Below are 18589 nucleotides of genomic sequence, written 5' to 3'. Positions count from 1 at the left end.
CATAAAAAAACGCCTGCTAAAAAAGCAGGCGTTAAAACAGGTCTGTAAGACAACATATTTGGTGCTTCACTCAACGTTGTGTCCATGGTGTCTGATGAGGCCGAAGCGACATCTGTCAGTGGACGATAAGCACCGTAAATGGCTCTGCGTCATTCCTGAGTTTATGAGGCACTAAGGCGAACATAAGAGATGGAATGAGCATCTACACGCATATTATTGCACGTAACGTGCCAACATAACACCCAGAACTTTTACATGACGCAACATTTTAAGATAAAAGGAAATTATGCTGCTAAGCGCCGTCTTAAGCGCTACAACGTAGCGGGAAAAGGCGGGAATATGTCGCCAGGAGGAGACGGCAAAACCCATAAATGGTTTTTTATATGACTTTCAATGAGTTGCATGTCGCTGGATTGCGACAATGAAAAAGGACGTGGTTGGGGAATAACGACAGGGATGAAGAATCGCAGAAAACAAAAAACCCCGCCGAAGCGGGGTTCAAAATTGGTCGGCGAGAGAGGATTCGAACCTCCGACCCACTGGTCCCAAACCAGTTGCGCTACCAAGCTGCGCTACTCGCCGATGTACTGCTTTTTTGAATTTTTAGTTCAATTCATTTAAAAAGTCGTGGTGCGAGGGGGGGGACTCGAACCCCCACATCCAAAGGACACTAACACCTGAAGCTAGCGCGTCTACCAATTCCGCCACCTTCGCAATTCACAACTCTTTCAAATAATGGGGTGGCTAATGGGATTCGAACCCACGACAACTGGAATCACAATCCAGGGCTCTACCAACTGAGCTATAGCCACCACTGTATTCTTTCACGCGGTACTGACTACTTCTCAGACCACCGCAGCTCTAGCGCCGGGACTAAAATGGCGCGCCCGACAGGATTCGAACCTGAGACCTCTGCCTCCGGAGGGCAGCGCTCTATCCAGCTGAGCTACGGGCGCTTAGCGCCGTTGCGGGGCTGGATATTACGTACCTCCGTCCCCGCTGTCTAGTGCTTTTTTGAAAAAAATGCGCGTTTGGTTATGGTTTGCACATTTTGCCGCTTATTCCTCCACTTTCTGCGTGGTGCCGCGGCGACCCAGGCCAAAAAGCTTATATGCGGCCGTCACAGCCGCCAGGAAGATCATCCCGACAAACAGCGACATGCGGGTATCTTCATTAAAGTACATGCCGATTAATACGCAAATCAGGAACGCCATCGTCAAATAGTTCGCATAGGGGAACAGAATTGAGCGGAACGGATGACTTTCGATCGCTTTTTTATGCGCATGGCGGAAACGCAGCTGGCTGATGAGGATAACAAACCACGGCACCATGCCCGGCAGCACACTGGCGCTATAAACGTAAACGAACACGCGTTGCGGATTCGGGATGATGTAGTTCAGACACGAACCAATCAGCAGGATCGCAATGGAGACCGCCACACCCGCCACCGGTACGCCGGCACGTGAGACTTTACTCATCGCCGCAGGCAGCTGGTTATTCTTCGAAAGCGCATAGAGCATACGCCCGCAGCTGTACATCCCACTGTTACAGCCTGACAGCGCTGCCGTCAGGACCACAAAGTTGATGATACCCGCCGCCGCCGTGATACCAATTTTGGCGAAGGTTAAAACAAACGGGCTACCCGTCGTGCCAATTTCGTTCCATGGGAAGATGGTCACGATGACGAAGATCGCACCCACATAGAAAATCAGGATACGCCACAGCACTTTGCCCACCGCGCTACGCAGCGTGACCTGCGGGTTTTTCGCTTCACCGGCGGTAATACCGATCAGCTCCACGCCCTGATACGAGGCCACAACGATACACAGCGCCGTCAGGAAGCCCTTCCAGCCGCCGGCAAAGAAGCCGCCGTTTTCGGTCAGGTTGCCAAAGCCGATAGCGTGTCCACCGTTGCCAAAGCCGAAGAAAATCACGCCCAGGCCAACGACAATCATCACAATAATCGTGGTGACTTTGATCATTGCGAACCAGAACTCAATTTCACCGTAAAGGCGCACGGCTGCCAGGTTTGCCAGCGCCACCAGCCCCACGGCAATAAGCGCGGGTATCCACTGGACCATGTCCGGGAACCAAAACTGGACGTAGACCCCTATCGCGGTGATCTCTGAGATGCCCACCGCCATCCACATAAACCAGTATGACCAGGCCGTCAGGTAGCCGAAGAACGGGCTCATATAGCGATGCGCGTAGACGGCGAAAGAGCCGGTTACCGGCTCCAGGAAGAGCATTTCGCCCATGGAACGCATAATGAAGAAAACAAACAGCCCGGCGATAATATACGCCAGTAATACGGAAGGGCCTGCCCATTTGAGCGTGCTTGCGGAGCCCATAAACAGGCCCACGCCGATAGTGCCGCCCAGCGCTATCAGTTCAATATGACGAGCTTCCAGTCCACGCTGTAGCTCCGGTTGTTTCTCTGCCATAGATCCTCGATTGTGTTTGCTGTTTCCCGGCTTAATACCGGGTATTGTTTTTTAGGGGTACTAAAATACGGAGCGAATGGTTTCCTAAAATCTGCCAAATGGCAAACGATGCATTAAAAAAATGAATGCATTGCACAGATTATCAGCAGTTTTGCAGGCGAGTTGCAGCGCGAATAGCATATCGCGCTACATTTTGATTACATTTTCCCGGTGTAATGCCAGGCGAGGTAGCGAAGCAGACGGATCTGTCGTTTAATGCGCGTCGGTTGTGATAGCAGGCGGTACAGCCACTCCAGCCCCAGATTTTGCCAGATCTTTGGCGCACGCTTAACGTGGCCAGTAAAGACGTCGTACGTGCCGCCGACGCCCATGTAGAGGGCATCAGGACAGACCAGACGGCAGTCACGCATCAGGATCTCCTGGCGCGGGGAGCCCATCGCCACGGTGACAATTTTCGCCCCGCTGTCACGAACGCGCTCAAACAGAGCCTGTCGATCTTCCGGTTTGAAGTAACCATCCTGGCTGCCGACGATATTAACATTCCATTGACGACGCAGTTTCTCCTCCGTCTGGGCCAGTATCTCCGGCTTCCCGCCAATCAGGAACACGGGCGTACCCTGCGCACCTGCGCGGGCCATAAGCTGCTCCCAGAGATCGGCCCCCGCCACGCGGGATACATTAGCGTCAGGATACTTTTTACGGATAGAGCGGACCACGCTGATCCCGTCCGCGTATTTAAATTCAGCCGCTTCAATCAGGCTTTTGACTTCCGCATTATCCTCAACCGCCAGCATTTTTTCCGCGTTGATGGCCACCAGCGTACCGGATTTCATCTGGCCGTCGGCGAACAGAAAGTCCAGCGCGTGCTGCATATCGCGCCAGCCAATTAGCTGCAGGCCACGTAGCGCGTAGCGCGGTGCAGAAATTTTATCAGTCATTACTATCCTTACTCAGACTTGCGACAGCGTTGTGCTGCCCTGCCGCTCGCGCTTGTGCACAAGTCCTGCGCTGTCAAACAGCCAGTACAACAGTTTGGCCAGCAACAGGCAGAGGCCGAACACGACCATGAAGAACACCACGCGCGAAACGAACGAGTCCAGCCCTTCGCGCGCCAGAACGATCATATTGAAAATGGCACCAAAGCAGAAACTGTGCAAAATGGCGGCTTTATAGCGGTTGGTCTCTTCGTTGCCGCGCAGATAAAGCCAGTCAAACCACTTGATAATCAGCCCAACGGCAACTGCACCGGGCAGAATGAACCACGCGCCCCCCATCACCACCAGGGAACCAATCAGCGTTGGCGAGATTGCCAGACCGGAATGGTTGTTCAGCACTTCCCAGGTAAAGTAATTTGCCGTGTTAAGCACCACGCCAGGCCGGTCCGGCCATAGCCAGGAAGGGATAAAGACGTAGAAGTCGCGAACAATCGGCGCCAGCCCCTGGAAATCAATCTTGTCGTAGTTTTGCAGCAGCAATGCCAGGTTTTCCCACGGCGAGAAGGTATCGCGCGTCAGGTAGAGGAACGTGTAAAACGCCTCATCGCCCGCCACGTTCATCCCGTAGCGTTTCAGCGCCAGCCAGAACATCCCGACAATGCCAAACACGCCTGCTGCAACCAGCATCCACAGCGAGATCCAGCCGCGGATGATGCCGATAAACAGGAAGATGGCGAAGGCGATGATAATGTTCGCGCGCGTGCCGCCCACAATCATGTAGGTCAGAATGCCAAACGCGACGGTGCTGACCAGAAAGAACAGCCACGCTTTGCTGTCCTGGCGCAGGAAAAAGACCACCAGCATCGCCGGAATGAAGAAGTAGAAGAAACGCTTAAGCGCCACGCCCGAGACTTCGGCCGAAAAAATCTGGCTGTAGGAGTGGAGCTTAAACAGCAGAAAGCCGTTATGCATGAAGAAGATACCGACGCTGACCAGGGCGATGGTCATCAGCATCACCCACGTCAGGTGGGTTTCCACCCGATTCATGGTAAAAAGCGGCCGGCGCGGGGCAGCAGCCTGCGCTGAACGCAGACGCGTTTTATAGGTGACGTAGTAGACGGCATAGAAGCAGGTTGCCGCCAGAAGCGCCTGGAGCAGGATTTCCGGCGGCGCGACGCTCACGTCAAAACGGAAGACCAGAATACTGGTCAGCGGGAAGCCGAAAAAGAAGGTCAGCAGAAACAGTAACGAGAAGAAAACGTTAAAGTTGAAACGCACCCGGCGGAATTCAAACCAGGTAAGCGTGGCAATAAACAGGGTGCTCAGAAGCCAGACAACCAGTAAGCCGCTGAATTGCAACTGACTCATGCTTTGTCTCCTGAAGCGATACTCAGCGCGCGGTGCCACGGCGTGAGATAATTCGGGCTGAAAAAATCGATGCTATTCTTATCCACCAGCGTGAGCTGGCGTTGGGCTTCCCGTACCACCTCGACATTCAGCGTGTCAGAGGTAAACAGCACCGGAATATGCTGCTCGGCCATGTCCTGCCAGAACGGGTTGTCGCGGTTGAGCACGCACGGTACACCCGCCTGAATCAGCAGACATAGCGTGCCGATTCCCTGCTGTCGGGCGAAGATGAAATAGCCGAGATCGCATTTTCTCAGCAGCGCAAGATACTCATCAAATTCCAGCTTATCGCTGAGGATGTGCAGATTTTCTGCACTAAACAGCGCAAGCCCTTGTTGGCGAACGTCAGCAATATAGGCGTCGTTGTTGGTGGGATAGCCCATCGGCACCACCACGTTCACCGTGTCGCCAAACTGCTGATGCACAGCCCTCAGCGCCGCGACGTGTTCGTTACTGCGATCGCCGGAATTCCCCACCAGGATCGTCAGCTTGCCTTCACGCACCGCGTCATTCGCCATGGCGTTCAGCGCCGGATCCATGCGGGTTGGGAAATAGAGTAGTTCTCCGCGCACGTTCGGGTGCTGTTTAGCAAAATAGTTGAGATCGCCTCGGGTGGCAAACACACAGCCTACGCGCCCCTGCGCCATGCGCCGCAGCGGATAGAAAAGACGGAATTTCCAGCCGCGGGAGACTTCGTAGAGATCGGCTCCCCAGATATGCCAGCTGCACTGGGAGGGTGTAATCCCCCCGCTGAGCAGTGCCAGCCACAGGCCGGTATTGAACTGCCCGTGGAAAAAGAAACGTTGCTTACGATCCGCTTTGGCTTTGGCAACAACCGCCTTCGCCAGCGCGGCCTTATCCGGCCAGAAGCGAATCGTCAGCGCCGGAAACGCCTCGCTCAGGCCCTTATCCTGACCTGCAACCATAAACTCACGCGCATCAGGGTTACCCGATGCCAGCTCGTCGTTGAAGAACCGCAAAACGGTCTGGTTATGGTGTGGGATATCCGATCCCAGGATGTGAATCAGTGCAGTCATGCGCGTTTATGCCACAATAAAAATACGCCGCAACAGGCAGCGAAATAAACGATATAGGTTGCCATGTAGGCCTGAGCCGCCCCCAGCGCACCGTGCACGGGTATCAGCCAGTGTGAAAATGCTGTCAGTAACGCAAACTGGCTAATTTCCGCCAGGATATACAGCCGCAGGGACGCTTTTGCAATCACCAGATAGCCAAAAACGTAAGCACCCACTTTCAGCACATCACCCACCAGCTGCCAGGCAAAGAGATCGCGCATGGCGGTGAACTTCGCCGAGAACAGCAGCCAGATGGCAACATCGCGCAGTAACCAGACGGTAAAGCTGGCCGCCGCGACGGCCGGCAGCACAAAGCGCAGCGATCGGAAAATCTCACGGGTAATATCCTGTCTGGACGTCAGACGCGATAAGGTTGGCAGCAGGTAAACGCTAAAGGAAGCCGTAATAAACTGGAGATAGGCGTCGGAAATACTGCTTACGCCCTGCCAGATCCCCACTTCATCCCAGCTATAATGCGCCGCCAGCAGGTTTCGCATCATCACGTAGGCCACCGGCAGCGTGACGGAGGTGATGAGCGCCATCAGGGTAAATTTACCCAGCTGGCTGGCAAGCATCGTGTCCCATTGCGGTTTCAGGTAGCTCAAAGGGATGACGCCCCGACGCATCAGCATAAATGCCGCAGGCACAACAACCAGGGCCGGGACCAGCGCCAGCCCCAGCAGTGCGCCTTCATAGCCGCCAAGGCGATAGCAGAAGTAATAGGCAATCACGCCGATGACGCTGCCCAGGATTAAGGCAAGCGCGTTCCCGGCGGCATCACGAAAACCTTTCATCAGCGCCAGCAGCAGGTTTGCCCAGGCAATGCCCATCTGAACCAACGCGACCAGACGCACCAGCCCCTCATAATGGGTGTGCCCGAACAATCCCTGGCTGATGGGCGCCGCCGCCAGCAGAAAGACAACCGCCATCAGGGTCGAAAAACCCGTGACCATCGCCGAAGAGGTGCCCACCACCCTGCGCAGCTGAGCCGCATCATCGTGATACTGCGCAACGTATTTGGTGACGCCGTTGAAAATACCGGCGCCGGCCAGCACCCCAAGGACGGTAACGAGCTGGCGGAAATTACCCGCCAGCCCCACGCCAGAGGGGCCAAATGAGACGGCCAACAGCTTGACGACCAGTAGCCCGGCGCCAATTTTTACAAGCGTGGACGCGGCGGTCCACACCGATGCTTTTGCCAGAGACATATCAGCCGAAATAACTCAGAAGGGTATTAATCACCGTACGCTGGTTAACAGGCGCGAGGTTGTAGAACAGTGGCAGGCGAAGCAAACGCTCACTTTCTTTCGTGGTGTAACGATCTTCACCCGCGAACGTGCCAAACGCTTCGCCGGCCGGGCTGGAGTGCAGCGGGATATAGTGGAACACCGCCATAATCTCGGCCTCTTTCAGCCAGGCGATGAGCTCGCCGCGGTCGTCGTTATCGCGCAGCTTGATGTAGAACATATGCGCATTGTGGACGCAATCCGCCGGGATGGTTGGCAGCTCAATACGCCCGGCTTTGGCGAGCGGCTCAAGCGCATCGTAATACGTTTGCCACAGGGAAAGACGCTGAAGGTTGATACGTTCCGCCGCTTCCAGCTGCGCCCACAGATATGCCGCCTGCAGATCCGCCATCAGATAGCTGGAACCGATGTCGCGCCAGGTGTATTTATCTACCTGACCCCGGAAGAACTGGCTGCGGTTAGTGCCTTTTTCGCGGATCACTTCCGCCCGCTCCACGAGAGCCCGGTCGTTAATCAGCGTCGCGCCACCTTCTCCGCCCGCCGTGTAGTTTTTGGTTTCGTGGAAGCTAAAGCAGCCAATGTGGCCGATAGTGCCCAGCGCGCGTCCCTTGTAGGTGGACATCACGCCCTGCGCGGCATCTTCCACCACGAACAGATTATGTTTTTTGGCGATGGCCATGATGGTGTCCATTTCACAGGCCACGCCCGCGTAGTGAACCGGCACGATCGCGCGCGTTTTGTCAGTGATCGCCGCTTCAATCAGCGTCTCATCAATGTTCATGGTATCCGGACGGATATCCACAAAGACGATTTTCGCTCCGCGCAGCACAAAGGCGTTCGCGGTGGAAACGAAGGTATAGCTCGGCATAATCACTTCATCACCGGGCTGGATATCCAGCAACAGTGCCGCCATTTCCAGCGATGCCGTGCAGGACGGGGTCAGCAGCACTTTGGCGCTGCGAAAACGCTGTTCCATCCACTGCTGACAGCGACGGGTAAAACCGCCGTCACCACAGAGTTTGCCGCTGCCCATGGCAGACTGCATATAGTCAAGTTCAGTTCCGACAACGGGTGGTGCGTTAAATGGAATCATCTTGTCACCTGTATAACCAGTAGGCGGTGGCGTCGATGTTGGCACCACTCGCAATATAACGTTTAAGCGCGGCGGTGTTGCCCAGTTGGGTCGCGACCCGCAGCGTCACAAGCTGTTGCTGCTGCGCCCAGTGCAGCGCCGCCTGCATGAGTTTCTCACCCATGCCGCGCCCGGCTAATAAGCCAATACGCGCCTCGCGCTCGTTGAGCTTACGCAGCGAGACGAACCCCTGGATTTGACCGTCCCCTGCACGGAAAACCAGGCAGACGTGGTCAAAGGTGCCTTTGACTGCATTCTCTATCCACTGGGCATAGAAACGTCCGCTATCGTCAGGTGCATACCAGGGCGCACGAAAGCGGCTCTGCGCAAATGCCTGGGCCGCCATCTGACGCAGCACGGGGATGTCCTGTTCGTTTGCAACTTCCGCGCCGGACGCATCGTGCCGGATAAGGGTAATGGAAAGGTCTACCTCACCTTCAACCAGCTGAAAGCCGTACTGCTGGAGCGCGTCAAGCAGATCGGCGCGCTCCGCCGGGATCTTAGCCTGCACCCTTTGCCAGGCGATAAAATCTGATTCAGCCAGCACCGGCGCATCATCGCGCAGACGTACGATGGCCGACGGCAGGCCGAAAAAGGCACTCTCCCACTGCAGGGACTCAAGCACCCCATTCAGGCTGTTCAACGCCAGACACCTTTGGTATCCACAATATACTGCTGACGAACAGCATCGCCGGACGTCGCTTTAAATTCTTTATGATCTACCAGCAGCACCAGCACGTCCGCCGTCGCCAGCGCGTCGTCCAGCGCCGTCAGCGTGCAGTGTCCCGCCAGTTTTGCCGGTAATTCATGGATATTCGGCTCAACCACCAGCGTTTCACCCTTGTGCCATTCGGCAATCATCTCGGCAATTTCCATCGCCGGGCTTTCACGCAGATCGTCAATATTGGGTTTAAATGCCAGACCAAAGCAGGCAATTTTCAGCTCGCTGGCGCGCTTGCCGCTCTCTGCCAGGCAATCCGCTACCGTCGCTTTAACCTGATTGAGCACCCAGTGAGGCTTGCTGTCATTCACTTCACGCGCGGTACGAATCAGACGCGCTTGCGCCGGATTCTGCGCCACGATAAACCACGGATCGACGGCGATACAGTGTCCACCCACGCCCGGGCCTGGCTGGAGAATGTTCACGCGAGGATGGCGATTCGCCAGGCTAATCAACTCCCAGACGTTAATCCCCTGGTCGGCGCAGATCAGGGACAGTTCGTTCGCAAAGGCGATATTGACGTCGCGGAAGCTGTTCTCCGTCAGCTTGCACATCTCGGCGGTGCGGGAATTGGTCACCACGCACTCGCCTTCCAGGAAAATCTTGTACAGCGCGCTGGCACGTTCGGAACAGACGGGCGTCATACCGCCAATGACGCGGTCGTTTTTAATCAGTTCGACCATCACCTGGCCCGGCAGCACGCGCTCCGGACAGTAGGCGATGTTGATATCCGCCTGCTCCCCCGCCTGCTGCGGGAAGCTTAAATCAGGACGCGCATCAGCCAGCCACTGTGCCATCTGCTCGGTAGCGCCGACCGGAGAGGTCGATTCCAGGATCACCAGCGCTCCTTTCTTCAGCACAGGCGCTATGGATTTTGCCGCCGCCTCGACGAATGCCATGTCGGGCTCGTGGTCACCTTTAAACGGGGTAGGGACGGCAATCAGGTAGGCATCCGCTTCAACTGGGCTCGTGCTGGCACGCAGGAAGCCCCCCTCCACCGCCTCTTTCACCACGCGGTCAAGATCGGGCTCCACAATATGAATCTCGCCACGGTTAATGGTTTCTACCGCCCGTGCGTTGATATCCACACCAACAACCTGTTTCTGACGAGAGGCAAACGCGGCCGCAGTAGGCAAGCCAATGTAGCCAAGACCAATGACAGAGATGGTAGTAAAACTCATAGCGATACCCGATTGTGTTTAAGTGCATGCAAGATACGGCCACAAGCCTGCCCGTCTCCATACGGATTATGGGCCCGACTCATCGCCTGATACGCTTCATCGTCATGCAGCAGGCGCGTGACCTCTTCGACGATGAGCTGCGCGTTGGTGCCGACCAGACGCACCGTACCGGCTTTGACGGCTTCCGGACGTTCGGTCGTTTCACGCATCACCAGTACCGGTTTGCCGAGGGATGGCGCTTCTTCCTGAATGCCGCCGGAATCGGTGAGGATCAGCCAGGCGTGGTTCATCAGCCAGACAAACGGCATGTAGTCCTGAGGTTCAATCAGAAGGACATTTTCGACATGGCCCAGGATCCGGTTAACCGGCTCGCTGACGTTAGGGTTAAGGTGTACTGGATAGACAATTTGCACATCGTCATTCTGCGCGGCGATTTCAGCCAGCGCGTGACAGATTTGCTCAAAACCCCGGCCAAAGCTCTCGCGACGGTGGCCAGTGACCAGAATGGTTTTTTTACCGTTGTGAAGGAACGGATAGCGTGCAGCGAGCTCTTTCTGAAGATCGCTGTTTGCCAGGACGCGGTCACGTACCCAAATTAACGCGTCAATGACCGTATTGCCGGTCACAAAGATTTTGTTATCGGCGATATTTTCACGCAGCAGGTTCTGACGAGAGTTTTCCGTTGGCGCAAAGTGGTACATCGCCAGATGACCCGTTAACGTGCGGTTGGCCTCCTCCGGCCACGGCGAATAAAGATTGCCGGTACGCAGACCCGCCTCAACATGCCCCACGGGAATTCGCTGGTAAAACGCGGCCAGGCTTGTCGCCACGGTTGTGGTGGTGTCACCGTGTACCAGCACGACGTCGGGCTTAAATGACTCCAGGATCGGCTTGAGATCTTGCAGTATGCGGCAGGTTATTTCGGTCAAGCCTTGCCCTGGTTTCATAATATTAAGGTCGTAATCCGGGGCGATGGAAAAGAGCGTTAAAACCTGGTCGAGCATCTCACGGTGCTGTGCCGTAACGCAGACTTTCGCTTCAATATCAGGATCGCTGGCCAGCGCATGAACCAGAGGCGCCATCTTAATGGCCTCCGGCCTGGTGCCAAATACGGTAAGTACTTTCACATCGATTCTCTTCGATTAGGCGATGAAGGCCATAGCCTTCATCGTAAACGGCGTTCTTAGTTTTTGCGGCGACGCGCTAACGCCACGCCAGCGCCCGTCAGTGCGCCCACAATCCCCCACATGATCATCAGGAATGCGCGGCGCGGACTGTCGCGTTTTACAGGTTCTTCAGGCGTTCGCAAATAACGATAGGTCTGAAAACGCGGGTCCAGGGATGGGCCGACATTAAGCGTATTGAGCATCGCGCGATTTTGATCGTAATCGAGGTCAAAATCAGGCCCGACGGCCTTCAGGTTTTCCAGACGCGCCTGCAGCATGGGGCGGCCAAGAAGGAACATTTCTGAATCAGGCAGCTCATCGGCCGGCACGTCCGTCTCAGTACGGGAAATATTGTGCTGTTCCGCAATTTTCAGCGCCTGCTCAATGTTATGCACGCGGCGACCGAAAATGGTATTCGCCACCTCTTCCTGACGTTTCACCTGGGCTTTCATCTGGATTGTACGAGCCGCCCAGGCACCTTTAAGCTCTTCGTTAAGATGGCTTGCGGCACGCTGGCTGGCAAATGCGACATACTGACGCAACAGGTTGTTGGCATCCGGCGCGGTTTCTGCAATCAGCTTGACGCTGTCATTCACGCTACGCAGCGCGTCGCCCGGCATAAACTGAATATTGTTAATCAGATCGTCCAGCAGGGCGGCATCGGCTTTTGTATTATCAACCCGGCGCTGCTTGTAGTAATCCGTCTGGGACCAGAAATCGCGGCGGGTATCCCACGAGGCCAGCTGCATCACAAACTCTTTATAGGCTTCATCCATAACGGAAGCCTGGTCTGGCGTAGCAAGACTGGCTTTGATGTCCAGGTTACGCAGGAATTGCTGCTGGGAATAGTATCCCCCGAGCATGTTAACCGTTGGCTTGTCTGTGATTGCCGTGGCGCTCCACTCTTGCTTTGCAAAGAACGTATAGGCCAGCGCTAACAGGGCAAACCCCAGCGCGATCCCCGCAATCCAAAGTTTGCCTGCCCATAACACGCGAAACAAACCCCGAATATCCAGCTCATTCTCTGTTACCACTGATTTCGCTCCCGCCAACGGTTGAGTCATCATAGTCCCGGTTTTACTTAGTTAATGTTGTATGTTTGCCACTGTTACGACGCATCCTGCGCTTAATACGTTTAATGAAGCGTGCTACCTTCCATGCACGCTTGATGCAGTAGCCGTAGAGAGAAAAAGCTAGCAAGAACAATACCAACATAGCCCATTCGGGCACAAAATGTGTATATTCCGCCGTCACGCCAATCCCCGCTAGAATAGCAGCCGCCAGCGTAATAAGCACAAATGCTTGCCGGGAAGTGAATCCGGCTCGCATGATCAAATGATGAATGTGCTGACGGTCAGCAGAGAAAGGACTCATCCCTTTACGCAGGCGGCGATACATAATCGCAACCATGTCCATTAACGGGATAGCGATAATCCATAATGCCGTTACTGGGCTAATGGGGTGTACATCACCCTGAGTGGTTTCCAGCAAGATCCAAATGATAGTAAAGCCGATAAGTGTGCTACCCGCATCACCCATGAATACTTTATAGCGCCGGCCCAATGCGCCGAGATTCAACAGGATATAAGGCAGGATGGCCGCAATCATGGCAAAACACCACATAGCAAGGCTATATTGCCCATCGAACCATAAAATGAAACCAATTGCGGCAAATGAGACGCAGGACAAGCCTCCCAATAAACCATCGATACCGTCAACCATGTTGAACGCGTTAATTGCCACCCACACGGCAAAAAGTGTCAGGAAATAACCGAACGGACCGAGTTCCATCTCCCAGGAGCCAAAAATATAGCCCAGGCTACTCAAGTGCAGCTTAGCGAACACCATCATAGCGATAGCTACAGCAGCCTGAACGAAGGCGCGGATTTTAACGCTAATATCATAACGGTCGTCAAGAGCGCCAACCACCACAAGCACTGTCGCACAGGTCAGGTACAGCCTGGCATGTGGAATATAGTAATCCGCGATGGCAAACGTGAAGCAGATCCCCGCGAAAACAGAGATACCGCCGACCAAAGGAATCATACCTTGATGACGCTTACGGAAGTTGGGTTTATCCACTAACCCCAGATATTTCGCCACCTTACGTGCCAGAAACAAAAAGCAGGTGGTAAACAAGAAAATACTGGTTAGTTCAGTAAACGTATCAAGTAGGTTCACAATGGATGTTCTCAACAAATGTTAGTCAAGGAAGTATAACCATCAAGGCGCTGAGCCTGAAGTTATAAAGCAAACCTCTTACAATTCCATTTGTTTATTATTCAAGCTATTAATGTTTTTACTGTGCGAATTATCTTATTGTCGCACTGACCAGTCAAAATTGGGAGTTGGTGGTACTAGCGTATAGTCCATAAAAGGAAAACGCCACGTAAAAACGTGGCGTTCGCTGGCTTTATTTGCGTTACGAGCGCTTCATCATGTCGAAGAAATCGTCGTTGGTTTTGGTCATCGCCAGTTTATTAATGAGGAACTCCATCGCGTCAATTTCACCCATTGGATGGATGATTTTGCGCAGGATCCACATTTTCTGCAGCTCTTCCTGCGTGGTCAGCAGCTCTTCTTTACGGGTACCGGAACGGTTGTAATCAATAGCAGGGAAGACGCGTTTTTCAGCGATTTTACGAGAAAGGTGCAGTTCCATGTTACCTGTACCTTTAAATTCTTCGTAAATCACTTCGTCCATTTTAGAACCGGTATCGATCAGCGCCGTCGCGATGATGGTCAGGCTACCGCCCTCTTCCACGTTACGTGCGGCACCGAAGAAGCGTTTCGGACGATGCAGGGCGTTAGCATCCACACCACCGGTCAGCACTTTACCGGAAGCTGGAACCACGGTGTTATAGGCACGCGCCAGACGGGTGATGGAGTCAAGCAGGATGATCACGTCTTTCTTGTGCTCAACCAGGCGTTTCGCCTTCTCGATAACCATTTCCGCAACCTGAACGTGGCGAGATGCTGGCTCGTCGAAGGTAGAAGCAACCACTTCACCTTTAACCAGACGCTGCATCTCGGTCACTTCTTCCGGACGTTCGTCAATCAGCAGCACCATCAGCACGCAGTCTGGATGATTATAGGCAATGCTCTGCGCGATGTTCTGCAGCAGCATGGTTTTACCCGCTTTTGGCGGTGCTACAATCAGACCACGCTGGCCGCGACCAATTGGTGATGCCAGATCCAGAACACGCGCGGTTAAGTCTTCAGTAGAACCGTTACCACGCTCCATGCGCAGGCGAGAGTTCGCGTGCAGCGGCGTTAAGTTCTCGAAGAGGATCTTATTACGCGAGTTTTCCGGTTTGTCGAAGTTAACTTCATTGACTTTCAACAGCGCAAAGTAGCGTTCACCCTCTTTAGGAGGACGAATCTTACCTGAAATGGTGTCACCAGTGCGGAGGTTGAAACGGCGGATTTGGCTGGGGGATACGTAGATGTCGTCAGGGCCGGCGAGGTAGGAGCTGTCTGCAGAGCGGAGGAAACCAAATCCGTCTTGCAATATCTCCAGCACACCGTCGCCAAAGATATCTTCGCCACTCTTAGCGTGCTGCTTCAGGATGGCGAAAATGATGTCCTGCTTGCGCATACGAGCCTGGTTTTCCAGCCCCATATTTTCGCCGAGAGTGATCAGCTCAGAAACCGGCGTATTCTTTAATTCGGTAAGATTCATAATGGTGTGGGTTCTTAAACTCGGGGTGATTCTCGAACTTAATGTTGTGAATGGTATGGCAGGGTCATCCATGCCTGTTTAGCGGCCATCAACTCATGTCTGTTCGCTGTCTGGTCACAGGGAAAGAACGCAGAACTGAAACGACAAGACGGATTGAGTGACAAGCCCGGAATTTAGCCACTTCACGCACTGTTCATGTTAACAACGGGAAGTATCGGGTAAAACAAGATTCAAACAACAAGATATGTTTAAAACGAAGTCATAGCTAACTTAGCACGACTTCAGCCGGGCGTCCAGAGTTCCACATCATTTAGCCGGGAGCTCTGAACGCACAGCGGAGAAACCTTACGCCAGGTTAGCGTCCAGGAACTCTTTCAGTTGACCTTTGGACAGCGCGCCCACTTTGGTCGCTGCCACTTCGCCGTTTTTGAACAGCAGAAGGGTTGGGATGCCACGGATACCGTATTTTGGTGCGGTGCCCGGGTTCTGGTCGATGTTCAGCTTGGCAACGGTCAGTTTGCCCTGATATTCGTCGGCGATCTCATCCAGAATCGGGGCGATCATTTTGCAAGGACCACACCATTCAGCCCAGAAATCGACGAGGATCAGCCCGTCAGCCTTAAGTACGTCCGTGTCAAAACTGTCGTCAGTCAGGTGAATAATTTTATCGCTCATATATAACTCCACAGGAATAAGCCTGGTACGTTGGTTTTGTCTCCACCAACGACGTGTTGATGTCGCATTAACCAACTAAAGGTTGACTTTATTTCACCGGATACGCTTTCGTAAAGCAATAGTAAGCTGATATTCTACCACACTATGAGCAAAACACATTTAACAGAACAGAAGTTTTCCGACTTCGCGCTGCACCCGAAGGTGATTGAAGCCCTTGAAAATAAAGGGTTTCATAACTGCACGCCCATTCAGGCCCTCGCGCTGCCGCTGACGCTGGCCGGTCGCGATGTTGCCGGGCAGGCGCAAACCGGTACCGGCAAAACGATGGCGTTTTTAACGTCAACGTTTCATTATTTACTTTCTCACCCAGCGATTGCAGACCGCAAAGTTAACCAGCCGCGCGCGCTAATTATGGCCCCGACGCGAGAACTTGCGGTACAGATCCACGCAGACGCTGAACCCCTGGCGCAGTCTACCGGACTGAAGCTTGGCCTGGCCTATGGCGGCGACGGCTACGATAAACAGCTGAAAGTGCTGGAAAGCGGTGTGGATATCCTGATCGGTACCACCGGCCGTCTTATCGATTACGCCAAACAGAACCACATTAACCTCGGCGCAATCCAGGTTGTGGTGCTCGATGAAGCTGACCGCATGTACGATCTGGGCTTCATTAAAGACATTCGTTGGCTGTTCCGCCGCATGCCGCCGGCCAATCAGCGTCTGAACATGTTGTTCTCCGCTACCCTTTCTTATCGCGTACGCGAGCTGGCGTTCGAACAGATGAACAACGCCGAATATGTAGAAGTGGAACCGGAGCAGAAAACGGGTCACCGCATTAAAGAAGAGCTCTTCTATCCTTCCAATGAAGAGAAAATGCGTCTGCTGCAAACTCTGATTGAAGAAGAGTGGCCAGATCGCGCCATTATCTTTGCGAACACCAAACACCGTTGTGAAGACATCTGGGGCCATCTGGCTGCAGACGGTCACCGTGTTGGTCTGCTGACCGGCGACGTGGCGCAGAAAAAACGCCTGCGTATTCTGGAAGAGTTTACCCGTGGCGATCTTGATATTCTGGTCGCAACCGACGTAGCGGCTCGTGGTCTGCACATTCCGGCCGTGACGCACGTCTTTAACTACGATCTGCCAGACGACTGCGAAGACTACGTACACCGTATCGGTCGTACCGGTCGTGCGGGCGCAAGCGGTCACTCGATTAGCCTTGCGTGTGAAGAGTATGCGCTGAATCTCCCGGCCATTGAGACGTATATCGGTCACTCTATTCCGCAGAGCAAATACAATCCGGAAGCGCTGTTGAGCGAACTGCCGCCGCCTAAGCGTCTAACCCGCCCACGCTCCGGCAATGGTCCGCGTCGTTCAGGCGGCGCGCCGCGTAATCGTCGTCGTTCAGGTTAAGAAAATATGCTCAGCTCCACCTCGCTTTATGCGGCAATTGATCTCGGTTCGAATAGTTTTCATATGCTGGTTGTGCGCGAGGTGGCGGGAAGCATACAAACGCTGACGCGCATCAAGCGCAAGGTCCGCCTCGCGGCGGGCCTGAGCAGCGATAATCACCTCTCACCTGAGGCCATGGAACGTGGCTGGCAGTGTCTGCGGCTCTTTGCCGAACGTCTGCAGGATATCCCGCACGCCCAAATCACCGTGGTCGCCACTGCGACACTCCGCCTGGCGGTTAACGCCGTGGATTTCATTGCCAGAGCGCAGGAAATTCTGGGTTGTCCGGTACAGGTTATCAGCGGTGAAGAAGAAGCTCGCCTGATTTACCAGGGCGTTGCGCACACCACGGGAGGTGACGATCGCCGTCTGGTGGTGGATATTGGCGGTGCTAGTACCGAGCTTGTGACCGGCACCGGCGCGCAGGCAACGTCGCTGTTCAGCCTGTCGATGGGCTGCGTGACCTGGCTTGAGCGCTACTTTACCGATCGGAACCTGGCGAAAGAGAACTTCGACGAGGCAGAAAACGCCGCGCGCGAGGTGTTACGCCCGGTGATGGACGAGCTGCGCTATCACGGCTGGAAAGTCTGCGTGGGTGCCTCGGGTACCGTGCAGGCTCTGCAGGAAATCATGATGGCGCAGGGGATGGACGAGCGGATTACGCTTGCCAAGCTTCAGCAGCTGAAACAGCGCGCTATTCAGTGCGGGCGCCTGGAAGAGCTGGAAATTGAAGGCCTGACGCTGGAACGCGCGCTGGTCTTCCCGAGCGGGCTGGCTATTCTTATCGCTATTTTCACCGAGCTGAACATCCAGTGTATGACCCTGGCCGGCGGCGCGCTGCGCGAAGGTCTGGTCTACGGGATGTTACATCTGTCGGTCGATCAGGACATCCGCAGCCGTACCCTGCGCAACGTTCAGCGTCGTTTTCTGGTTGATATCGATCAGGCAGGACGCGTATCGCAGCTGGCGTCACGCTTCGCCGATCGGGTTGCTAACGTCTGGGATCTTGATCATCTGAGCCGGGATTTACTGCTGAGCGCCTGCGCGCTCCATGAAGTCGGACTGAGCATTGATTTTAAGCAGGCACCGGCTCACGCAGCGTATCTGGTACGCAACCTTGATTTACCGGGCTATACACCCGCGCAGAAAAAATTGCTGGCAACGCTGCTGCTGAACCAGACCAATGCCGTCGATCTCTCCTCTTTGCATCAGCAAAACGCCGTCCCGCCGCGCGTGGCCGAGCATATGTGCCGCCTGCTGCGTCTGGCGATCCTGTTTGCCAGCCGCCGCCGCGATGATTTGCTGCCCGCCATTAATCTGGTGGCCGATGACGAGAAGCTTTCGCTGACGCTGCCGGAGAACTGGATTGATCGTCACCCGTTAGGGGCAGAAATGATCGAGCAGGAATGCCAGTGGCAGAGCTATGTGCACTGGGTGCTTGAGGTAAAGTAATACACTAAACATTGCCGGG

The 18589-nt window shown here is 54.5% G+C and carries 15 protein-coding genes and 4 tRNA genes; 2 read left to right on the top strand and 17 right to left on the bottom strand.

The window, feature by feature from the left end; genetic code table 11:
* Positions 1-505: 505 nt before the first annotated feature.
* From DFO52_RS21335 to trxA, 17 genes are all read right to left on the bottom strand, one after another.
* A tRNA-Pro gene (locus DFO52_RS21335) sits at positions 506-582 on the bottom strand.
* A gap of 46 nt (positions 583-628) precedes the next feature.
* A tRNA-Leu gene (locus tag DFO52_RS21330) sits at positions 629-714 on the bottom strand.
* Positions 715-736: 22 nt separating this feature from the next.
* A tRNA-His gene (locus DFO52_RS21325) sits at positions 737-812 on the bottom strand.
* A gap of 67 nt (positions 813-879) precedes the next feature.
* Positions 880-956, bottom strand: a tRNA-Arg gene (locus DFO52_RS21320).
* 102 nt (positions 957-1058) lie between these two features.
* Complete coding sequence (locus tag DFO52_RS23135) at positions 1059-2444, bottom strand: amino acid permease (RefSeq protein WP_047646996.1); 1386 nt, start codon at positions 2442-2444, stop codon at positions 1059-1061.
* Positions 2445-2641: 197 nt separating this feature from the next.
* Positions 2642-3382, bottom strand: coding sequence for a lipopolysaccharide N-acetylmannosaminouronosyltransferase (gene wecG, locus DFO52_RS21310; protein ID WP_059347443.1), 741 nt, complete (start codon positions 3380-3382; stop codon positions 2642-2644).
* Positions 3383-3394: 12 nt separating this feature from the next.
* Positions 3395-4747: an ECA oligosaccharide polymerase gene (wzyE, locus tag DFO52_RS21305; protein WP_023309637.1), complete on the bottom strand. Its 1353-nt coding sequence runs from the start codon at positions 4745-4747 to the stop codon at positions 3395-3397.
* Positions 4744-5823, bottom strand: coding sequence for a TDP-N-acetylfucosamine:lipid II N-acetylfucosaminyltransferase (locus DFO52_RS21300; RefSeq protein WP_133551144.1), 1080 nt, complete (start codon positions 5821-5823; stop codon positions 4744-4746). Before DFO52_RS21300 ends, wzyE begins: the two co-directional genes overlap by 4 nt.
* Positions 5820-7070 carry a lipid III flippase WzxE gene (wzxE, locus tag DFO52_RS21295; RefSeq protein WP_133551143.1) on the bottom strand — a complete coding sequence of 417 codons (1251 nt, stop codon included), beginning with the start codon at positions 7068-7070 and terminating at the stop codon, positions 5820-5822. The genes DFO52_RS21300 and wzxE overlap by 4 nt, the downstream gene beginning before the upstream one ends.
* A 1-nt stretch (position 7071) precedes the next feature.
* Complete coding sequence (gene rffA, locus DFO52_RS21290) at positions 7072-8202, bottom strand: dTDP-4-amino-4,6-dideoxygalactose transaminase (RefSeq protein WP_047646990.1); 1131 nt, start codon at positions 8200-8202, stop codon at positions 7072-7074.
* A 4-nt stretch (positions 8203-8206) separates the two neighbouring features.
* Positions 8207-8884 (bottom strand): dTDP-4-amino-4,6-dideoxy-D-galactose acyltransferase, encoded by a 678-nt coding sequence (rffC, locus tag DFO52_RS21285; RefSeq protein ID WP_047646989.1) that lies wholly within the window; start codon positions 8882-8884, stop codon positions 8207-8209.
* Positions 8881-10143 (bottom strand): UDP-N-acetyl-D-mannosamine dehydrogenase, encoded by a 1263-nt coding sequence (gene wecC / locus DFO52_RS21280; protein WP_133551142.1) that lies wholly within the window; start codon positions 10141-10143, stop codon positions 8881-8883. Before wecC ends, rffC begins: the two co-directional genes overlap by 4 nt.
* A complete protein-coding gene (gene wecB, locus DFO52_RS21275; RefSeq protein ID WP_029739565.1) occupies positions 10140-11270 on the bottom strand; it encodes a UDP-N-acetylglucosamine 2-epimerase (non-hydrolyzing) in 1131 nt (376 codons plus the stop codon). Before wecB ends, wecC begins: the two co-directional genes overlap by 4 nt.
* Positions 11271-11326: 56 nt before the next feature.
* On the bottom strand, positions 11327-12373 hold the full coding sequence (gene wzzE, locus DFO52_RS21270; RefSeq protein ID WP_029739566.1) for an ECA polysaccharide chain length modulation protein: 1047 nt from the start codon (positions 12371-12373) through the stop codon (positions 11327-11329).
* A 13-nt stretch (positions 12374-12386) separates the two neighbouring features.
* Positions 12387-13490 (bottom strand): UDP-N-acetylglucosamine--undecaprenyl-phosphate N-acetylglucosaminephosphotransferase, encoded by a 1104-nt coding sequence (wecA, locus tag DFO52_RS21265; RefSeq protein WP_029739567.1) that lies wholly within the window; start codon positions 13488-13490, stop codon positions 12387-12389.
* 241 nt (positions 13491-13731) lie between these two features.
* Positions 13732-14991, bottom strand: a complete 1260-nt coding sequence (gene rho / locus DFO52_RS21260; RefSeq protein ID WP_008501566.1) for a transcription termination factor Rho — start codon at positions 14989-14991, stop codon at positions 13732-13734.
* A 345-nt stretch (positions 14992-15336) separates the two neighbouring features.
* Positions 15337-15666, bottom strand: coding sequence for a thioredoxin TrxA (gene trxA, locus DFO52_RS21255; RefSeq protein ID WP_006179218.1), 330 nt, complete (start codon positions 15664-15666; stop codon positions 15337-15339).
* Between the two features lie 144 nt (positions 15667-15810).
* Between trxA and rhlB the strand changes: the two genes are divergently transcribed.
* Both rhlB and gppA read left to right on the top strand, forming a co-directional pair.
* Positions 15811-17079, top strand: coding sequence for an ATP-dependent RNA helicase RhlB (gene rhlB, locus DFO52_RS21250; protein WP_023309646.1), 1269 nt, complete (start codon positions 15811-15813; stop codon positions 17077-17079).
* Between the two features lie 6 nt (positions 17080-17085).
* Positions 17086-18570 carry a guanosine-5'-triphosphate,3'-diphosphate diphosphatase gene (gene gppA, locus DFO52_RS21245; protein ID WP_121930903.1) on the top strand — a complete coding sequence of 495 codons (1485 nt, stop codon included), beginning with the start codon at positions 17086-17088 and terminating at the stop codon, positions 18568-18570.
* Positions 18571-18589 lie beyond the last annotated feature (19 nt).

The organism is Enterobacter sp. AG326 (assembly GCF_004362415.1).
GTDB lineage: Bacteria > Pseudomonadota > Gammaproteobacteria > Enterobacterales > Enterobacteriaceae > Enterobacter > Enterobacter asburiae.
Note: the sequence above shows the minus strand (reverse complement) of the source record. Positions and strands in the feature narration are given on the sequence as shown.